General features: G+C 65.0%; 9 protein-coding genes. 4 read left to right on the top strand and 5 right to left on the bottom strand.

Translation table 11 applies throughout. The features are described 5' to 3' along the window. Nucleotides 1-8: 8 nt before the first annotated feature. Together GEV01_RS10205 and GEV01_RS10210 are read right to left on the bottom strand one after the other, a co-directional pair. Nucleotides 9-1,886 carry a putative bifunctional diguanylate cyclase/phosphodiesterase gene (locus GEV01_RS10205; protein ID WP_328595478.1) on the bottom strand — a complete coding sequence of 626 codons (1,878 nt, stop codon included), beginning with the start codon at nucleotides 1,884-1,886 and terminating at the stop codon, nucleotides 9-11. 169 nt (nucleotides 1,887-2,055) lie between these two features. Further along, a complete protein-coding gene (locus tag GEV01_RS10210) occupies nucleotides 2,056-3,612 on the bottom strand; it encodes a CehA/McbA family metallohydrolase (RefSeq protein ID WP_235914302.1) in 1,557 nt (518 codons plus the stop codon). A 242-nt stretch (nucleotides 3,613-3,854) separates the two neighbouring features. Between GEV01_RS10210 and GEV01_RS10215 the strand changes: the two genes are divergently transcribed. From GEV01_RS10215 to recD, 4 genes are read left to right on the top strand one after another with little or no spacing between them, the layout of a single operon-like run. Further along, nucleotides 3,855-6,998: a CHASE domain-containing protein gene (locus GEV01_RS10215; protein ID WP_152803884.1), complete on the top strand. Its 3,144-nt coding sequence runs from the start codon at nucleotides 3,855-3,857 to the stop codon at nucleotides 6,996-6,998. A gap of 36 nt (nucleotides 6,999-7,034) precedes the next feature. Continuing rightward, on the top strand, nucleotides 7,035-10,445 hold the full coding sequence (gene recC / locus GEV01_RS10220) for an exodeoxyribonuclease V subunit gamma (protein ID WP_152803887.1): 3,411 nt from the start codon (nucleotides 7,035-7,037) through the stop codon (nucleotides 10,443-10,445). Then, nucleotides 10,442-14,203, top strand: coding sequence for an exodeoxyribonuclease V subunit beta (gene recB / locus GEV01_RS10225; RefSeq protein ID WP_152803889.1), 3,762 nt, complete (start codon nucleotides 10,442-10,444; stop codon nucleotides 14,201-14,203). The genes recC and recB overlap by 4 nt, the downstream gene beginning before the upstream one ends. Beyond that, nucleotides 14,193-16,169: an exodeoxyribonuclease V subunit alpha gene (gene recD, locus GEV01_RS10230; protein ID WP_152803891.1), complete on the top strand. Its 1,977-nt coding sequence runs from the start codon at nucleotides 14,193-14,195 to the stop codon at nucleotides 16,167-16,169. Before recB ends, recD begins: the two co-directional genes overlap by 11 nt. Before the next feature lie 153 nt (nucleotides 16,170-16,322). On the opposite strand, the gene GEV01_RS10235 is transcribed toward recD, so the two are convergent. From GEV01_RS10235 to GEV01_RS10245, 3 genes are all read right to left on the bottom strand, one after another. Beyond that, nucleotides 16,323-17,195: a serine hydrolase gene (locus tag GEV01_RS10235; protein ID WP_008449516.1), complete on the bottom strand. Its 873-nt coding sequence runs from the start codon at nucleotides 17,193-17,195 to the stop codon at nucleotides 16,323-16,325. Nucleotides 17,196-17,471: 276 nt separating this feature from the next. Then, nucleotides 17,472-17,696: a TOBE domain-containing protein gene (locus GEV01_RS10240; protein WP_008449515.1), complete on the bottom strand. Its 225-nt coding sequence runs from the start codon at nucleotides 17,694-17,696 to the stop codon at nucleotides 17,472-17,474. A gap of 82 nt (nucleotides 17,697-17,778) precedes the next feature. After that, nucleotides 17,779-18,801, bottom strand: a complete 1,023-nt coding sequence (locus GEV01_RS10245) for a sulfate ABC transporter substrate-binding protein (protein WP_152803893.1) — start codon at nucleotides 18,799-18,801, stop codon at nucleotides 17,779-17,781. Between the last annotated feature and the right edge of the window lie 131 nt (nucleotides 18,802-18,932).

The following is an 18,932-nucleotide window of genomic DNA, read 5'->3' on the forward strand; positions in this document are numbered from 1 at the left end:
CTCGTTATTTAGGAGGGATGGGATTCGGTGGTGGATGCTACCGGCTCGGCGCCGGCATGTTCGAGCAGGGCCGCTGCGGGCAGCGGCATGAAAAACAGTTCGCCCTGGCAGCTGTCGCAACCCAGCGCGCGCAGCGCGTTGAGCTGTTCGCGGCGGTCCACACCCAGCGCCACGACCTTCATGGACAGGGCGCGCGCCAGGTGGATGACGGCGGCGACGATGTCGCTGCCGCCTTCGTCGTTGCCGATGGACTGGATGAAGCTGCGGTCTATCTTCAGCACGTCGAGCTGCCAGCGCTTGCAGGCGGCCAGCGAGGAACGCGCGCTGCCGAAATCGTCCAGCGCCGCGAGCACGCCGCCGCTTTGCAATTGCTGCAGGAGCTGGGCCAGCGGTTCGGTCGCGCCCAGCAGCAGTTTTTCGTTCAGCTCCACGCCGATGCTGCCGGGCGCCAGGTGCTGTTTGCGGATCGCCGGCAGCAGCGTTTGCAGCAGGTCGGAGGTGAGCTGCGGTGTCGCCAGGTTGATCCAGATGCACAGCGGCGTGCCGTGGCGCGCGCCGGCGCCGGACGCCGCCACCCGCTGCCACAGCGCGGCCTGGGCGCAGGCTTGCGCGATCACCCAGGCGTCGATGCGGTCCAGCAGTCCGCGTTCCTGCACATGCGGCAGGAACGCGGACGCATCCAGCATGCCTTTGGCCGGATGGTGCCAGTACAGCTGCGCCTCGGCGCCGGTCGTGCGGCCGGTGGCGATATCGACCTGCGGCTGGTAGCGCAGCTCCAGCTGGTCGGAGGCCAGCGCCTTGCGCAGCTCCAGCGTCCATTGTTCGCGTTCGCGCTCCCGCACGTTGAGCTCTTCGTGGAAGAACTGCACCGGTCCGGCGTCGTTCTGCTTGGCGTGGTACATGGCGGTGTCGGCGTTCTTCATCAGCGCCTGGGCGTTGTTGCCGTCCTGCGGATAGATGGCGATGCCGATGCTGGCCGCCGTCTTCAGGCGATGGCTGCCGATGTCGAAGGGCAGGGCGCAGGCCAGTTCGATCTTGCGCGCCACGCGCGCGGCGTTGGCCGCCGCGGCCCGGCCTTCGATCAGCACGACGAATTCGTCGCCACCCAGCCGCGCCACCACGTCGGCCACGCGCACCGCCGCCGTCAGCCGCGCCGACACCTGGCGCAGCAGTTCGTCGCCGGCTTCGTGGCCGTAGCTGTCGTTGATCTGCTTGAACTTGTCGAGGTCGAGGAACAGCAGCGCGAAGCCGGCGCCGCTGCGGTCCGACGTGGCCACCGCGTGCTCCAGCTGCTGGATCAGCGCGCGGCGGTTGACCAGGTTGGTCAGCGCGTCGCGGGTGGACAGCTCGTGGGCGCGCAACTCGGCCTGCTTGCGGTCCTTGATTTCCTGTTCCAGCTCGCCGTTGATGCGCTCCAGGTCCTGCAGGCGCTGCACGCGCAAGTCCTGGTTCAGGCGGGCCAGCTGCTCGCTCTTTTTGCGCAGCAGGATATTCTTCTTCGTCATCTCGACGAACACCGCCACCTTGGCCTGCAGGATCTGCGGGATCACCGGCGTGAACAGATAATCCGCCGCGCCTTTCTGGTAGGCCTTGAGGCGGTTGATCTCGTCCGCGTAGTGCGCGGTGATGAAGATGATGGGCACGCCCGCCGAACGCGGATGCGAGTGGATGGCTTCGGCCGTCTCAAAGCCGTCCATGCCGGGCATGCTGACGTCGAGCAGGATGACGGCGAATTCGTGCAGCAGCACCTGGCGCAGCGCTTCCTTGCCGGAACCTGCCGTGATCAGCTCATAGACATGCTGGTCGGCAGCTTCGGACAGCAGACTCTCCAGTGCGTACAAGCTGGCTGGATCGTCGTTGACGAGGAGGACTTTTGGGATAGGCACGGCTGGCTGATCAGTTAAGGTATCGGACGGTCGCACTGTGTATGGAAGGTAAAAGATACTCTGGAATATCCGGGAGTCAAGCAAAATTGCACTCGGCTACAAGATGCTGAAACCCCTATTTTATCAATCTGACAATCGACATGTAGAATATTTTTTACGAGCAATAAGATTATCGGAGTTCAATTTTCCGCAGCGCACGATTGCGCGGCTGCTGGCTGACCCAAATTGGCGCGCTCCACAGCATTTTTCCATCGTCCTGGGTGACGCGGACGTAGTAGAAATGCTCGCCGGCGGCGGGGGTGAGGACGGTGCGGGCCTTGCTACCGAGAGTGGCGACAGCGCCGTTACGCCCGGGCACGCCGTGGAAGACGGTGATGGCGGCGGCGCGGCGGCCGCCCTGGCTGAGGTAGCTGGCCCGCAGCGTCAGCCTGCCGCGATTGACGAAGCGTTCGCCCATCATGTGGCCGTTGGCGGTGAAGATGAGGCGGGAATTTTTATCCATCGTGGCAAATACGCGACGCGCGCGCAGTGCGGCCAGCAGGCTGTCGCTGTCCAGCGCTGCGCCGCGCTCGACCAGCACGCCGGTGCGGTTGCTGTAGGAGGCGCCCCAGTTGGCGCAATGATTGTCCTGGTCGCTGCTGAAGGCCAGGTGGTAGCCGGCTTCCAGCAGCTGGTTGCAGGCGGCTTCGTAGGTGCTCAGGCGCGGCTCGGCCTCGTCGGTGCGGGCCGAAAAGGCGTTGCTGTTCATGACTTCGCACAGCAGCATGGCCTGGTCGCCGTCCGCGTTCCAGGCCAGCGGCTTGCCGCCGATGGCGAACTGGTCGCCCTGCGGATGGTTGAACTGGCCGACCCAGCCCCGTTCGCGCATCAGCCGGTACAGCGCGGCATAGTCGTTCCTGGGACTTTCCGTATCGGCCAGCAGTTCGCCCCGGGCGTTGCGTTCCCAGCCCAGCAGTTCGCCGCTGTTGAGGATGTTGAGGTGGCCGCCATGGTTGATGACGCCCCATTCCTGTCCATAGATGGCGAGGAAGCCGGGATGGTTCCGGTTCCACTCGTCCGCCGCTTGCAGGCCGCTGCGGTACAAGGCCGTGGCGGCGGCCGGATCGGCATCGCTGTTGGTGCCGTCCGAGCCGTCGTACATGTGGTTGTGCTCGGACGTCATCAGGAAGTCCAGCCCGTGTTGCCGGGCGTAGGCATAGGCGTCGGCCGGCCCCAGCGCGGCGCTCTGCGGCGCCTGCGCGCCGGTGCAATGATCGAGCGCGCCGCCGCCGTCGCTGTGATTGGTCTGGCTGTGCAGATTGCCCAGGTAGACGGTGTAGGGCGAGGCCTCCACCGGATCCGCCGCTTGCGGCGATGCGGCCGGGGCCGCCGGGAGGGCGCCGACCGCCACGCTCCAGTCCTGCTCGACTGCGGGACTGTCGCCGGCGCGGGCGCGCAGCCGCAGCCGGTAGATGCCTTGGCGCAGCGCCGGTGGTGCGTGCCAGCGTATCGCCACGTCAAGCTCCGGTGCTTCTTGCGGCTGGGTCCGGCGCCACGTGCGCAGCACGCGTCCGTTCGGCGCGAGCAAGTCCAGGCGCCAGCGCAGCGTCCCGCCCGGCTGCGCATCGGGCGTGGAAAAATGCAGCGTCAGCGTGCGCGTGCCGTCGGCGCCGGCGTGGAAGGGCGCCTCCAGCCAGGCCTCGAATTCGTGATGGTCAACAGTCGTCGCATAACTGCTATCCGGCATGCAAATGATGCAGAAGGCAAATACCGTTATGATAGATACTGCGCGCATGATGGCCTCCGGCAATGCCGGTAGTTTCCGGCCTCATCATTTAGAGCGCGCCTTGCTGCATATGGTTCCCTTGAATTTCGCGCGGCATCGTTGCGAAATCTCTCCAATTGTTTCACTGGTTCCGGGGCGGCATTAATAGTATGCTGCTGTGATGCAAAATTTTCCGCAAATATATCGACCTAAAGTGATGGCGAATGCTCAAATCGGGTAATGCGACGCAAGCGGTCCGCAGTCCCCGCCTGCTGTTCTGGCTGGCGGGCGGCGCGTTGGCGCTGGCCGTCGGCGCGGCCCTGTATGGCGCCGCCGCCAAGACGGTCGACGACGACGCCCGCCAGCGTTTCGAGAACCTGGCGCGCAGCACGCAATACGGCATTTCGGCCCGCATCAAATCGTATTCCGATCTGACGCGCGGCCTGGTGGCGCTGTTCCAGACCAGCGATGATTTGACACGCCTGCAGTTTCACCAGTACGTGGCCAGCCTGGAGATTCCGCGCCACTTTCCGGCCATCGAGGCCGTGACGTGGGCGCCGCTAGTGACGGACGAACAGCGCGACGCCTTCGTCGCCCGCGTGCGCGCCGACCGCAGCATGTCGCCGCAGGGTTATCCAAATTTCGACATCAAGCCGCCGGGCCGGCGCGCGCACTACGCGGTGCTGACGTATATGGAACCGGCGTCGATGGCCGACGAAAAAATGGGCGTCGACGTGGTCGTCAATCCGGCGATCGACAAGCTGGTGGCGGCCTCGCGCGACAGCGGCCAGGTCAGCGCGTCCGGCCTGCCCATCGTGATCCAGCGGCCCACGCCGCACATCGGCCTGGGCATCCGCCTGCCGGTCTACCGCCGCGGCATGCCGGTGGCCGATGTGGCGGGACGCCGCGCCGCCTATCTTGGATCGGTCGGCATCGGCTTCAGCGTGCCGAAGCTGGTGCAGGGCGCGATCGACGAGATGACGGTGCGCCAGGTGCACCTGATGCTGTATGCCGACGGCAGCAAGGATGTCGAGCAGCGCCGCCTGGTGATCGAGCATAGCGACCGCCTGCTGTTCAACGATAACGGCACGATGAAGGCCGAGGCCATTCCGGCGTCGCAGCGCGCCGAGTACTTCGAATCGGTGCTGCCTATCGATTTCAACGGCAGCTTGTGGAAGGCGCAGTTCCAGGTCCGGAAGGCCGAACTGCTGACCGGCTTCGACCTGTATTTCCCATGGATCGCGGGACTGACCGGCTTTGCCGGCACCATGCTGTTGTACGGTTACTTCTTCGTGCTGTACTCCTCGCGCCGGCGCGCGCTCAAGCAGGGCGTGCTGCTCGACACGGTGCTCAACAACGTCGATGCCCACGTCTACATGAAGGACCAGAAGCGCCGCTACATCTACGTCAACGCCAAGATGGCCGACTCGATGGGATTGCCGGTGGAGGACATCGTCGGCAAGCTCGATCGCGAGCTGATGCCGACCGCCGTGGCCGACGCCGCGTGGGCGCAGGAGCGGCCGGTCTTCGCCGACAACGTCAAGCGCTCCGGCGAGACCCAGTACGTGGGCCGCGACGGCGTGGTGCAGCACCTGTGGACCGTCAAGGTGCCGGTGGAGATAGACCGCGCCGTCACGGCCGTCATCGGCCTGTCGACCGACGTCACCGAGCTGCATCAGCTAAAGGAAGAAGCCGACGCCGCCAACCAGGCCAAGAGCGACTTCCTGTCGAACATGAGCCACGAGATCCGCACGCCGATGAACAGTATCATCGGCATGGCCCATCTGGCGCTGAAATCGGTCACGCATCCCAAGCAGCGCGATTATCTGCAGAAGATCTACCACTCGGGCCAGCACCTGCTGGGCATCATCAACGACATCCTGGACTTCTCCAAGATCGAAGCGGGCAAGATGGACCTGGAGGTGCTGGACTTCTCGCTCGATGCGCTGCTGTCGAATATGTCCAGCCAATTGGGCGAGAGCGCGGCGGCCAAGGGGCTGGAACTGGTGTACGAAATCTGGCCCGGCCTGTCGCAGCAGCTGCGCGGCGATCCGCTGCGGCTGGAGCAGGTGCTGCTCAACTTCACCAGCAACGCCATCAAGTTCTCCGAGAACGGCAAGGTGTTTGTGCGCGCGCGGCCGCTGGAAGAGCGCGACGGCCGTATCCTGGTGCGCTTCGAGGTGGAGGACAGCGGCATCGGCATGTCGCCGGAGCAGCTGGAGCAGCTGTTCCAGTCCTTCCACCAGGCCGACACCTCGACCACGCGCCGCTACGGCGGCACGGGCCTGGGGCTGGTCATCAGCAAGCAGCTGGCGGAGCTGATGGGCGGCGGCGTCGGTGTCGACAGCCAGCCCGGCACCGGCAGCATCTTCTGGTTCACGGCGCGGCTGGACAAGGGCGTCAGCATGCTGCAGCCCAGCGACGATTCGGTGCAGCCGGATGTGCTGGACAGCATACGCGGCGCCTCCATCCTGCTGGTCGAGGACAATATCTTCAGCCAGCAGGTGGGCCAGGAGCTGCTGGAGGACGCCGGCGCCACCGTCTGCGTGGCCAACAACGGCAAGGAGGCGATCGACCTGCTGCTCAAGGAGCGCTTCGACTGCGTGCTGATGGACGTGCAGATGCCGGTGATGGACGGCTACGAGACCACGCGCCTGATCCGCGCCCATCCGAAGCTGTCGGCCACGCTGATCATCGCGATGACGGCCAACGCCGGCCGCGACGACCAGGAGCGCTGCCTGAGCGCGGGCATGGACGAATTTGTCACCAAGCCGATCGCGCCCAAGCTGCTGTTCAACATGCTGTCCAAGTGGATGAGCCAGCGGGCGCGCGCCGCCGGCCTGGCGCGGCCGCTGGCGCCGCCGCCGCCGTCGTACTTCACCATGGCCGATGGCGCCGCCGTCACCGCGCCGCTGCAGCCGCAGATGCAGACGATGGCGTCGGGCCTGCCGCCGCTGGCCGCGCGCATCGAACCGGCGCCGCCCGCAACGCCCGCCGCGCCGTCGGATCCGGAAGAAGCGGAGCTGCTCGACGTCGCTGCGCTGGCCCAGACCTTTGGCGGCAAGGCCGACAAGATGCGCAAGTACGCGCTGCTGTTCCTGGATTCGGCCCGCGATGGGCTGCGGGAAGTCGATGCCGCGCTGGTGCGGGAGGATCTGGCGCAGTTGTCCGAACTGGGCCACCGCATCAAGTCCTCGGCGCGCGCGGTCGGCGCGATGCGCTTCGGGAACCTGTGCCTGGCGCTGGAAAAGGTACGCCATGACGCCGACTGCGCCAACGCGCGCCAGCTGGTGGGGCAGATGCACGCCATGCTGGCGGTGCTGAACGAGCGCATGGAGCAGGAACTGCTGGCCTACGATCCCGGCTAGAGCGATAATACGGGCTTCCATCCCACGAAGAACCCTATGCATTCGAGCATCACCCCCGGCCTGTTGATCTTGCACGGTAATCAAATGGAGCAGCTGCGCGCGGCGGTGTTCCAATGGCTGCGCAATCATCCGCTGGGCGCGCTCGAATCGGAAACCGTCCTGGTGCAGTCGAACGGCGTGGCCGAATGGCTGAAGATCGCGCTGGCCGAGGAAATGCGCGTCTGCGCCGCCACCCGCGTGGCGCTGCCGGCGCGGTTTTTGTGGGAGACCTACCGCGGCATGCTGGGGCGCGACCGTGTGCCGGTGCGCTCGGCCTTCGACAAGGGGCCGCTGACCTGGCGCTTGATGCGGTTGCTGCCTACCTTGCTGGCCGATCCCGTCTTCACGCCGCTGCGCCACTTCCTGGCCGACGGCGAGGCTGAGCGCCGGCTGCAACTGGCCGAGCGCCTGGCCGACTTGTTCGATCAATACCAGGTCTACCGCGCCGACTGGCTGGCCGACTGGGCGCAAGGCCGCGACCAGATGCGCAACGCCCGCAACGAAGTGCAGCCGCTGCCGGAAGACCAGCGCTGGCAAGGCCAGTTGTGGCGCGCGGTGATCGCCGACGTCGAACCGCATGAGCGGGAACTGGGCCGGGCAACCGTTCACACCGAATTCGTACGCGTCTGCGCCGCCGGCGAGCAGCCGCTGGGCCGTCTGCCGCGCCGCATCGTCATCTTCGGCGTTTCCGCGCTGCCGTATCAGAGCCTGCAAGCGCTGGCATCGCTGGCGCGCTACACGCAGGTGCTGCTGGCCGTGCCCAATCCCTGCCAGTTCTACTGGGGCGACATCATCGAAGGCCGCGACCTGCTGCGCTCCGCGCACCGCCGCCAGCAGCTGCGCAACGGCCAGGACCTGGGCGCGATACCGCTGGAAGAGCTGCATGCGCACAGCCATCCGCTGCTGGCCAGCTGGGGGCGGCAGGGCCGGGACTTCATCCGCATGCTGGACGAATTCGACGAGGCCTCGGCCGCCGCAGCCGCCGCCAGCGACGGCGAGGACATGGCGCCGCTGCGCATCGACTTGTTCAGCGACGGCGAGGGCGATACGCTGCTGTCGCAGGTGCAGGCCGCCATCCGCGACCTGCTGCCGCTGTCCGAGCATCCGCAGATACCGCCGGCGGACGACGACCGCTCCATCGAATTCCACATCACCCACAGCGTGCAGCGCGAGGTGGAAGTGCTGCACGACCAGCTGCTGGCGATGTTCGCCGACGGCAGCGGCCTGCGTCCTCGTGACGTGGTGGTGATGGTGCCGGACATCGACACCTTCACGGCCGCCATCCACGCCGTGTTCGCGCAGCACCGCCGCAGCGACCCGCGCTACATTCCGTTTGAAATCGGCGACGTCAACGACCGCAGCGTCAATCCGCTGCTGGTGGCGCTGGAGTGGCTGCTGCGATTGCCGCAGCAGCGCTGCCGCCAGAGCGAAGTGCGCGACCTGCTCGACGTTCCGGCGCTGGCCGCGCGCTTCGGCCTGGGCGAGGACGACCTGCCGACGCTGGGCCTGTGGATCGAAGGCGCCGGCGTGCGCTGGGGGCTGGATACCGAACACCGAGCTGGCCTTGGCCTGGGAGCTGCGGGTGGGCAGAATTCCTGGCTGTTCGGCGTGCGCCGCATGTTGCTGGGCTACGCCAGCGGCGAAGATGCGGCCTTCGCCGGCATCGAAGCGTATGGCGAAGTGGGCGGGCTTGATGCTGCGCTGGCGGGATCGCTGGCGCAGCTGGTCGAAGCGCTGCTGCACTGGCGCGAAGTGCTGGCGCAATCGCGTTCGCCGGCCGAATGGGGCGTGCAGGCGCGCGCGCTGCTGGCGGCATTCTTCAAGGCGAGCGAGGAGGGCGACCGCCTGACCCTGGCGCAGCTGGACGATGCGCTCAACAACTGGCTGGAAACCTGCGAGGGCGCGCAATACGACGAAGCCGTGCCGCTTGCCGTGCTGCGCGAAGCCTGGCTCGGTCTTCTGGACGAGCCGACGCTAAACCACCAATTCGTCTCCGGCGGCGTGACCTTCTGCACGCTGATGCCGATGCGCGCCGTGCCGTTCCGCGTGGTCTGCCTGCTGGGCATGAACGACGGCGACTTCCCGCGCCGCGCGCCCAAGGCCGATTTCGACCTGCTGGCGCAGCCGGGCATGGCGCGTCCCGGCGACCGCTCGCGCCGCGACGACGATCGCTACCTGATGCTGGAAGCGCTGCTGGCCGCGCGCGACAAGCTGTATATCAGCTGGGTCGGACGCAATGTGCGCGACAACAGCGAGCAGCCGCCGTCGGTGCTGGTGTCGCAGTTGCGCGATTACCTGGTCAATGGCTGGCAGCTGGATCCCCATGCGCGCACCACGGAGCACGCCTTGCAGCCGTTCAGCCGTCGCTACTTCGAAGACGGCGGCCTGCTGACCTATGCGCGCGAATGGCGCGAGGCGCATGGCGAGGAACTGGCCGATGCCGCCGCCGCCGAGCTGCCGCCGTTCGATATCGACGACAAATATCGCCTGAAGCTGTCGACGCTGACCAACTTCATGCGCCAGCCGGTGCGCTTCTTCTTCCGCCAGCGCCTGGGCGTGATGTTCGGCGACGCCGCGCTGGTGGGCGAGGATGAGGAACCGTTCTCGCTGAACGCGCTGGAACGCTATCTGCTCGAAGACACGATGCTGGACGACGGCGCCGAAGCGGAGGAACTCCACCAGGTCTACGACAAGATGACCGAACGCGCCGAACGCCTTGCGCGTGAAGGCGTACTGCCGATAGGCCTGATCGGCCAGCAGTACCAGCACCAGCTGGTACAGGCCTTGGTGCCGGTGCGTTGCGCCTGGCTGACGCTGCGCGAACGCTACGAGCTACCGGCTGACAAGGTGCCGTTGAACCTCCAGCTGGCCGGCGTGCAGATCGACGACTGGATCGACCAATTGCGCAGCAACGGCAGCGAGACCGTGTGGCTGGCGCAGATGTCGTCCAAGGTGACGGACAAGCAGGGCAAGCCGCGTGGCGATAAATTGATCGCCATGTGGCTGCGCCAGCTGGCGGTGGCGGCGGCCGGCATGCCGGTGGCGGGCTTCCTGGTGGCGCGCGACGCCATCGTCAGCATGAAGCCGCTGGCGCAGGCCGAGGCGCAGGAAGCCTTGCGCGAACTGGTCTGCCTGTGGCGCGACGGCATGAACCGCCCGCTGCCGACGGCCTGCAAGACCGCGCTGGCGCTAGCGCAGGGCGGCGATCCGCGCGCCGTGTACGACGGCGGCTTCGAAGTCTCCGGCGAGAACGATGACCTGTGTCTGGCCCGCCTGTGGCCGGACTTTGCGGCGCTGAGCGCCGAACCGGATTTTGCCGATGTTTCGCAGGCGCTGTATGGCCCGCTGGCGGACTGGCTGGAACACTACATCACGATAGATACCATCGACGGCGAGGACGCAGCATGACCACGAACGCCGCCAATTCACTCGATCCGCTGAGCTTTCCGCTGCATGGCTCGCGCCTGATCGAGGCCAGCGCCGGCACGGGCAAGACCTGGACCATCGCCGCGCTGTACGTGCGGCTGGTGCTGGGCCATGGCGACGACAACGCCTACCGGCGCCCCTTGCTGCCGGCCGATATCCTGGTGATGACCTTCACCCGCGCCGCCACGCGTGAGCTGTCGAACCGCGTGCGCGAGCGGCTGGTGGAGGCGGCGGCTTACTTCCGCGGCTATTCGGCGATGGGGCTGGGCGCAGGCAGCGGCGTGCAGCGCGACGACTATCTGGACGCCATCCTCGAATCCTATCCGGGCCACAGCGAGCAGCAGCAGGCCGCGCACCGCCTGATGCTGGCGGCGGAGACGATGGACGAAGCGGCGATCTTCACCATCGACGCCTGGTGCCAGCGCATGCTGCGCGAGCACGCGTTCGATAGCGGCAGTCTGTTCGACGAGGAGCTGGTCAGCGACGAGCAAGCCCTGTTCGAGGATGCCGCGCACGATTACTGGCGCCAGCAGGTCTATCCGCTCAACGCCGTGTCGCTGGAAGCGCTGCTGTCGTGCTGGGGCGACGTGGGCGCGTTGAAGAAGTCCATACGGGAGCTGGTTAAACGCGCCGACATCATCGGCGACGGCAGCGCGCCCGGCACAGAGTCTTTGGGCGACCTGATCGCCGCCGTTCAGCGCGAGCAGCAGCTGCAACTGGCAGGTCTGAAGGCCGGCTGGGCGGATCGCGCCAACCGCATGGAACAATGGATCGCCAAGGAACGCGAACTCTCGCCCAAGTGCTTCAACGGGAACAAGATGCGCGCTGATTCGCTGGTGGCGTGGTTCAACGGCCTGCGCGCCTGGGCGCAAGACGCCAGCATGGTCATGCCCGACATCTCGGACACCGCCTGGAAGCGCCTGACGCCGTACGGCCTTGAAGACGCGTTCGCGAAAGGCTACACCGCCGCCATCCCGGACGACTTCGACGCCATCGAGCCGCTGAAGAAAGCGCTGGAGGACATCGAACCCCTGTCGCACGCGCTGTACCGCCACGCTGCCGGCGCCGTCGCCAACCGCATGGACGAGCTGAAAAAGCGCAGCCGCCAGTTCGGCTTCGCCGACATGCTGGACCGCCTGAACGCAGCGCTGCAAGGCGAGAACGCCGCCGCGCTGCGCAAGCGCATCACCGACCAGTACCCGGTGGCGATGGTCGACGAGTTCCAGGATACGGCGCCCAACCAGTACCAGATCTTCAACCTGCTGTACCGCGTGGCGGACAACGATCCCGAGACCGGCTTGTTCCTGATCGGCGATCCGAAACAGTCGATCTACGGTTTCCGTGGCGCCGACATCCACAGCTACCTGTCTGCGCGCAAGGCCACAGCCGGCCGCCATTACCAGCTGGGCACCAACTACCGCTCGACCAAGCCGGTGGTGGACGCCGTCAATCACCTGTTCATGTACGCCGAGGGCGAGCCTGCGCAAGGCGGCTTCGGACGCGGCGCCTTCCGCTTCCGCGACCCCGGCACACGCGAGAACCCGCTGCCGTTCGAAGCGGTCGGCGCCAAGGGACGCGGCGAACGCATGGTCAACGCGGCGGGCGATGTGCCGGCGCTGGTCATCGCATGCAGCGCCGCGCAGGATTTGAAGGCGGACAGCTACCGCGAATTCTTCGCCTGGCACTGCGCCGAGCATATCGTCGCGCAGCTCAACGACGAACGCGCGGGCTTCGACGGCCCGAAAGGTTTCGAACGCCTGCAACCGGCCGACATCGCTGTGCTGGTGCGCGACCGCAAGGAAGCCGCCGCCATCCGGCGCGCGCTGCAACGGCGCCAAGTCGCCAGCGTCTATTTGTCGGACAAGGATTCCGTCACCGACAGCGAGGAGGCGGCCGATGTGCTGCGCTGGCTATCGGCCGTCGCCAGCCCGCTGGACGGTGCGCTGGCGCGCGCCGCCTTCGCCACCCGCACCACCGGCCTGCCGCTGGCGGAACTGGCGTTGCTGTCGTCGGACGAACTGGCGTGGGAGGAGCGCGTCGAACAACTGAAGGCGCTGCACATCGTGTGGCAGCGGCAGGGCGTGCTGGCCATGCTGCGCCGCTTTATCCACGAACTGAAACTGCCGGCGGCCTTGCTGCAACAGCCGGGTGGCGAACGGCGCCTGACCAATCTGCTGCATCTGGCGGAGCTGCTGCAATCGGCCAGCCGCCAGTTGGACGGCGAACAGGCGCTGATACGCTGGCTCGCCGAGCAGATCGAAGGCGGCGAGGGCGCGGGCGATGAGCGGGTGCTGCGTTTGGAAAGCGATGCGGAACTGGTGAAGGTCGTCACCGTCCACAAATCGAAAGGCCTGGAGTATCCGCTGGTGTATCTGCCGTTTGCCGTCACGGCGCGCAAGGTGGAGCGCCGTAACCGCAGCTTCTTCGAGTTCAGCGACGAAGACGGCGTGCGCCAGATCGACATGGCGCTGACCGACACCGCGATGGAACTGGTGGAGCGCGCGCGCCTGCAGGAAGACCTGCGCCTGCTGTACGTGGCGCTGACGCGTGCGCGCCACTTCCTGTGGCTGGGCGTGACGGCGCTGGCCGCACGCAAGGCGGGTGACAACACGCTGCACGAATCGGCGCTGGGTTATCTGCTGACCGGCGGCGAAGCGCTGCCGTCGGACCTGATGATGGAACGCTGGGAGCATGCCTGCAAAGGCTGCGACGGCATCAGCATCGAGACGCTGGACATGGCGATGCAGCAGTTCACGCGCCTGAGCCGCATCGAACAACGCCCGCCGTTGCTGGAGCCCCAGCATTATGCGGGGCGCTTCGAGCGTGATTGGTCGGTGGGCAGTTTCAGCTCGCTGGCGCGGCGCACCGGGCCGACCGGCACCATCGGCAGTGGCGGTCCCGCCTTGCCGGTGCCACGTGACGGTCTTCAAGAGAACCTGCTGGAAGGCGCCGGCATGCCGTCCCTCGCGCTGCCGACACGCGTGGAAGACGCGCCGTGGCATCGCTTTCCGCGTGGCTCGGTGCCGGGTAACTTCCTGCACGAGCAGCTGGAGTGGATGGGGCAGGAGGGCTTTGCCATCGTCGATCACGAGCACTTCGAATCGCGCCTGACGCGGCGCGTGGAGCGTGCCGGCTGGGGCAACCGCCTGGAGGACACGCTGGCGTGGCTGCGCGAGATCGCCGGCACCACCTTGCCGCATCTGGAGGCGCCGCTGAGCGCCATCGCCTCGCCGCTGCCGGAGATGGAGTTCTGGTTCCCCAGCGAGCGCCTGAGCACTGGCGCGCTGGATGGCCTGTGCGCCCGATTCCTGCTGGGCGGTGCGGCGCGGCCCGCGCTGCCGGAACGCCAGTTGCACGGCATGCTGAAAGGCTTCGCCGACCTGGTGTTCGAGCACGAAGGCCGGTTCTGGGTGCTGGACTATAAGTCGAACGCGCTGGGCGCCGGCGACGCCGCCTATCACCAGCCGGCGCTGGTGGCGGCCATGGCCGAGCACCGCTACGACATCCAGGGCGCGATCTACATGCTGGCGCTGCACCGCCTGCTGCAAAGCCGCCTGGGCGAGCAGTACGATCCGGCCGAGCATCTAGGCGGCGCGATTTTCCTGTTCCTGCGCGGTATTGCGAATCCGCAAACGCGCGGTTGTTACCTGATAGAACCCAATCCCGAGCTGCTGGCCGGACTGGACCGGTTGCTGGATGAGTCCGGCGTAGCGCAAGCAGAGGCACCGCATGAGTATTGAAACGTCCGCAGCCCTGTTCGAGCAGGTCGATGCCTTGACCGAAAACGGCCAGTTGCGCCGCCTGAGCGGTGCGTTTGCGCGCTTTATCGCCTCGGTTGGTGCCAGTTCGCCGCAATTGATGGTGGCTTGCGTGCTGTTGTCTGAACTTGAGGGGCGCGGCCACAGTTGTTTGATGCTGGATGAGCTGGCTGACGATCCGTCCGGCCAGCTGGGCTGGACCGGCGAGGAATGGCGCGCGTTGCGTGCCGCCGCAGGCGTCTGGCCGAAGAACGCCTCCGCGTGGCGGGCGCTGCTGGCGGGATGCGACCAGGTGTGGCCGGTGGGCGACCTGGATTTCCAGCAACCGCTGGTGCTGGACGGCGAGCGGCTTTACCTGCGGCGCTATTGGCGTGACGAAACTTTGGTCGCCGAAGCCGTGCGCGGCCGTGCTCTGGGCGGCGTGATCGCCGTCGACGAGGACGCCAGCACCGCCGACGTGCGGCACTGGCTCGATGTGCTGTTCCCGCACGCAGCACGCGGCGGCGGCCCAGATTGGCAGAAGATCGCCTGCGCGGTCGCCATGCGCGGCAAGCTCGGCATCATCACTGGCGGCCCCGGCACCGGCAAGACCTACACTGTGGCGCGGCTGCTGGCTTTGTTGTTCGCCACCGCCGGCGTGCGCCAGTCCGGCTTGCGCGTGGCGCTGGCCGCGCCGACCGGCAAGGCGGCGGCCCGACTTAAGCAATCGATTGATTCAGCGCTCGACGATCTGGCGGAAAAAGTCGGCGCGGCGCTGCCGTTGCACGAACTGGCCGCCCGCATGGGTGCGGCGCGTACGCTGCACAGTCTGCTTGGCGCGCGTCCTGGCACGCGTGCTTTCCAGCACAACGCCGGCAATCAGCTGGAGGTGGACGTGTTGATTGTTGATGAGGCGTCAATGATCCACCTGGAAATGATGTCCGCGCTGCTGGCCGCCTTGCCGAGCACGGCCACTCTTATCTTGCTTGGCGACAAGGATCAACTGGCTTCGGTGGAGGCTGGCGCCGTGTTGGGCGACCTGTGCCACAACGCCGAGGCGGGCGCCTACGAATCGGAAACCTTGTCATACGTGCAATCAAGCACCGGCCAGCAGATTCCGGAAAGCTACGCCGGCAACGGCGGCCCCATCGCCCAGCAGACCGTGATGCTGCGTGAAAGTCGCCGTTTCGGCGGTCCGATCGGCGCGCTGGCGCTGGCTGTGAATGCCGGAAATGCTGCCGCATCGTTACAAGTATTGCGTGACGGTACGGATGGCAAGGTCGCCTGGATCGATCCGGCCCAGCCTTCCGACCTGTTGCAACTGGCCTTGGCGGGCCGGTCGGGGGCGGCCGGCGGCTACCAGGCTTATCTGAAAATGATCAAATCCGGAGCCCCGGAAGGCGATGAGATCGTACATCTTGCCTGGGTGAAATCCGTGCTGAACAGCTTCGAAACCTTCCGGATTTTGTGCGCGGTGCGCGAAGGCGAGTGGGGTGTTGCTGGATTGAATGATGTCATCGAACAAAGATTGCAGACGGCCGGTTTGCTGCGGCGTAGCGGCGAATGGTACATCGGCCGGCCGGTGATGGTGACGCGCAACGATTACGGCAGCGGCGTTTTCAACGGCGATATCGGCCTGACTTTGCCCGATCCGGCGCGTCCCGGAGCCTTACGGGTGTACTTCTCGGAAGGTGACAAAGTGCGCAGTGTTCTTGCCACACGGCTAAGAAATGTCGAAACCGCGTTTGCGATGACGGTGCATAAATCACAAGGTTCCGAGTTCCAACACACGGTGCTGGTGTTGCCACGGGACAGCGGCGGCATGCTGGCGCGTGAGCTCATTTACACCGGCATCACGCGCGCGCGCGACTACTTCACGTTACTAACGCCGAACGGCCAGGTGCTGCTCGACGCCATCGCCCAGCGCACCCTGCGCGCCAGCGGCCTGCGTACGCTGCTCGGCAACTAATCCCCCCGATTTCCCTCTGCACGATGCCCTTCCAAGGCATCGTCATAGCTAAATCAAGCTAAAAATTGGCTTAAAAACACCAGAATCTGGTTTGTAGAGGCAAAAAAAACCGGACCCTCGGGTCCGGCTATTGGCTCGCGGCGCTGAAAAAAATCAGGCGGCGCGGCGGTGGCGCTTGGCTGGTTTGGCGGCTTTCTTGTGACGGGTGACGGAAGCCTTCATGACTTTTGGTTCCCCATCCGGGCCTGCGACGAAGCGGCGAATATTGAATGCATCCATCAAGCGAGCCGAGTTGGCCTTGGCGTTGAGCAACACCAAAGTAGCGTTCTTGCCTGCCGACTTGAAGCGCATGATGAGGCAGCGGCCGGCTTCTTCGGTGTAGCCGGTTTTGGACAGGCCGACGTCCCAACCCTTGGCACCGACCAGGCGGTTGGTGTTGTGGTACTCGACCTGGCGGCCTTTGATATTGATCACATCCTTGGTGTCGGTGGTGATGCGGCGGATGTCCGGATAAGCCGATGCGGCGGTTGCCATTTTGACCAGATCGGTCGCGGTCGAGCGGTTGTTCGGCGACAGGCCGGTCGGTTCTTCGATCACGGTCTGGGTCAGGCCCAGTGCCTTGATCTTGGCATTGACCGCCAATTTGAACGCAGCAGGGCCGCCCGGATAGGTGCGCGCCAGCGACGCGGCAGCACGGTTGTCTGACGACATCAATGCAAGCTGCAGCGCGTCGCGGCGGGCCAGTTCGGCGCCGACCGGCACCCGCGAGGTGCTGTGCTTGAGCATGTCCACGTCGGTTTTATCGATGCTGATGGGGGCATCCATGTCCGGCTTGGAATCGAGCACCACCATCGCGGTCATCAGCTTGGTCAGCGAGGCGATCGGTACTTGAACGTTGGAATTCTTTTCGAGCAGCACTTTGCCGGTGCCGTCTTCGACGACCAGCACCGACTGCGAGCCGAGCGGTACCGCGAGCGCAGCCACGGTAAACGAACTCAGCAATACAGCGACAATTTTCTTGAGCATGTTAGGTATTCTAGGGAGAGAGGAGTGTATCGGGTGTCAAAGGTTGACACAGCGCAGTGCTGATCTAGCTATGCGGCAATATTTCCTGAGGATAGAAGATAACATTAAAGTGGTTTCTCGTCTATTGAATGTAACTCCACGATTCCATTTATTTTGTATCTCTTAGTACGGGGTCAAGTCTGACATTCGGACACGGCCCCGTATAAAAAAAGCCCTGAGACGGGATGGCTCAGGGCTTTGCGTGGCCGCCAGCGGGCGGTGCTCAGTTGCTGTCGATCAGTTGCTGCTGATCTTGGCGATTGAGACTTCGGTGGATTTCACCAGGGCAATCACTTCGCTGCCGACCTTCAAATCCAGGTCATGAATGGAACGCGAGGTGATCACCGAGGTGACGATGCCGTGCTGGGTTTCCACATCGACTTCCGAAACGACCGGCCCAAAGATGATTTCCTTGATTTTGCCGCGGAACTGGTTACGTACGTTAATTTCAGAAATGGCCATCGTGCTTCCTTTGTCTGGTTGATACTACATGGTCAGATTAAGGGTAGTCAGGCCGTTTGCAAACGAATCGATACGTATATCCTTATTTGGTCTGGTAGATCTTGTCGAATTCGCCGCCGTCGTCAAAATGCTTCTTCTGCGCCGATTTCCAGCCGCCGAAGACGTCATCTACCGTGAACAGCGTAATCTGGCGGAAGTTGGCGTTGTACTTCCTGAACGCCGCCTCGGAGCGCGGACGGAAGTAGTGCTTGGCGATGATGTCCTGCGCCTGCTCGGTGTACAGGAAGTTCAGGTAAGCGGTCGCCTGCTTGCGGGTGCCGCGACGGTCCACCACCTTGTCGACCACCGCCACCGGCGATTCGGCCAGCACCGACGCCGACGGGTAGACCACTTCGAAGTTGTTGCCGAACTCGGCACGCACCAGGTTCACTTCGTTCTCGAACGTCACCAGCACGTCGCCGATCTCGCGCTGGGTGAAGGTGGTGGTGGCGCCGCGTCCGCCGCCGTCCAGCACCGGCACGTTCTTGAAGATGCGGGTGACAAGGTCGCGCGCCTGCGCTTCGGTGCCGCCTTTTTTCAGCACCGAGCCCCAGGCCGCCAGGTAGGTGTAGCGGCCGTTGCCGGAGGTCTTGGGATTCGGCACGATGACTTTGACGCCAGGCTTGGCCAGGTCGGCCCAGTCCTTGATGTGCTGCGGATTGCCCTTGCGGACCAGGTAGATCAGCGTCGAATAGAAGGGCGCGGCGTTGTGCGGGAACTTCTTGGCCCAATCCTGTGTCACCAGGCCCTTGTCGGCCAACATGTCGATGTCGTTCGCCTGGTTCATCGTGACAACCGCCGCTTCCATGCCGTCCGCCACCGAGCGGGCCTGCTTGGACGAGCCGCCGTGCGATTGGTTGATGTTGACGGTTTCGCCGGTGGTCTTCTTCCAGTCGGCCTCGAAGACCGGGTTGATGTCCTTGAACAGCTCGCGCGCGACGTCATAGGAGGCGTTCAGCAGCACGGTTTCTGCGGCGTCCGCCTGCAACGGCAAGCCCAGCATGGCGGCCGACGCGGCCAGGAAGGACGAGATAATCAGGCGGCGGGCAGGTTTTTTGTTGGTCATAATGAGCTTTCGTAATAACAGACGCCCATGGTGTAAAATTTCGCCCGGAAAAGATACGAATTTTTCGTAATATGCTTAGAAGGCATGTATGACACGGGGTTTTCATTAAAAACCGCATAACGATTTTTGAA

The sequence above is a fragment of the Rugamonas rivuli genome, from assembly GCF_009380165.1.
Lineage (GTDB): Bacteria > Pseudomonadota > Gammaproteobacteria > Burkholderiales > Burkholderiaceae_D > Rugamonas > Rugamonas rivuli.

Bases quoted from the DNA above. Each gene is read 5' to 3' on its own strand.
- GEV01_RS10210 (WP_235914302.1), bottom strand. From the start codon at position 3,612: ATGCCGGATAGCAGTTATGCGACGACTGTTGACCATCACGAATTCGAG.
- GEV01_RS10215 (WP_152803884.1), top strand. From the start codon at position 3,855: ATGCTCAAATCGGGTAATGCGACGCAAGCGGTCCGCAGTCCCCGCCTG.
- recC (WP_152803887.1), top strand. From the start codon at position 7,035: ATGCATTCGAGCATCACCCCCGGCCTGTTGATCTTGCACGGTAATCAA.
- recB (WP_152803889.1), top strand. From the start codon at position 10,442: ATGACCACGAACGCCGCCAATTCACTCGATCCGCTGAGCTTTCCGCTG.
- recD (WP_152803891.1), top strand. From the start codon at position 14,193: ATGAGTATTGAAACGTCCGCAGCCCTGTTCGAGCAGGTCGATGCCTTG.
- GEV01_RS10235 (WP_008449516.1), bottom strand. From the start codon at position 17,195: ATGCTCAAGAAAATTGTCGCTGTATTGCTGAGTTCGTTTACCGTGGCT.
- GEV01_RS10240 (WP_008449515.1), bottom strand. From the start codon at position 17,696: ATGGCCATTTCTGAAATTAACGTACGTAACCAGTTCCGCGGCAAAATC.
- GEV01_RS10245 (WP_152803893.1), bottom strand. From the start codon at position 18,801: ATGACCAACAAAAAACCTGCCCGCCGCCTGATTATCTCGTCCTTCCTG.